Annotated in this window: 2 protein-coding genes; one reads left to right on the forward strand and one right to left on the reverse strand. The window is 46.6% G+C overall.

Annotated features, from left to right (window positions below; all coding sequences use genetic code 11):
* On the forward strand, positions 1-310 hold a 310-nt coding region (locus tag R8N28_RS27025), incomplete at its 5' end, for a hypothetical protein (protein WP_318183894.1).
* A 64-nt stretch (positions 311-374) separates the two neighbouring features.
* On the opposite strand, the gene trpS is transcribed toward R8N28_RS27025, so the two are convergent.
* Positions 375-1,044: tryptophan--tRNA ligase (gene trpS, locus R8N28_RS27030; RefSeq protein ID WP_318085430.1), on the reverse strand; the 670-nt coding region annotated here is incomplete at its 5' end.

Genomic DNA, 1,044 nt, shown 5'->3' on the forward strand with positions numbered 1-1,044 from the left:
AACATCTTCTGAACCGCTTTACCCAACCGCTAATCAAAAAACTATCCAATCAGCAAAAAATGAGTTCAAGGGAATGGAAGAGTTTGAAGTCAGTGACGATGATGTCATTTCTTTTCGTGCCCGCCTGCCTGGACCAGACTATTACTGGGAGCCATATAAAATCAAACAGTTAAGTTACGAGATATCCTGTGTTTTCCTCACTAATTATGTGGATCGTGGGATGGTGGTGAAATCGTCGTTTTTAGGCGCTCGTGGCCGCGTTGAGTACTATGATATGGAGCGCTGTATGGACAACACGCCCTTCGAGTAATTTTCTCAGCACATAAAAAAAGCTCCACCGAAGTGGAGCTTTTTGGGTATTGGATTACTTGAGATTACGGGCGAGCCACAAAACCGACAGCTTCGTATGCTTTTTTCAGTGTTTCCGCCGCGCGAGCCGATGCTTTCTCCGCGCCTTGCTTCATCACTTCATCCATAAACGCACGATCTGCACGAATACGACGGTATTCTTCTTGAATTGGCTCAAGCATCGCAACAACCGCTTCACCCACGTCTTTCTTGAATGGGCCATACATTTCAACGCCTTTGTATTTCGCTTCAATCTCTTCAAAGCTCATGCCTGTCGCTGCAGAGTAAAGACCCATTAGGTTTGCAATACCCGCTTTGTTTTCAACATCATGGCGAATGCTTGGTGGCGTTTCGGTATCCGTTTGCGCTTTATTGATCTTCTTGATGATCGATTTCGGCTCTTCAAGCAGCGTGATAACGTTCTTACGGTTATCATCAGACTTCGACATTTTCTTCGTCGCATCTTGAAGGCTCATTACGCGCGCGTTAACCGTTGGAATGTATGGCTCAGGCACCGTAAAGATTGGGCTTTCTGGCGAGTAAATGTTGTTGAAACGCGTTGCGATATCACGCGCTAATTCTAGGTGCTGCTTCTGGTCGCTACCTACTGGCACTTGGTGTGCGCCGTAAAGCAGGATGTCTGCTGCCATTAGCACTGGGTAATCAAACAGACCCACGTTTACGTCGTTCGCGTAA

It is taken from the genome of Vibrio sp. Vb1554, from assembly GCF_033344235.1.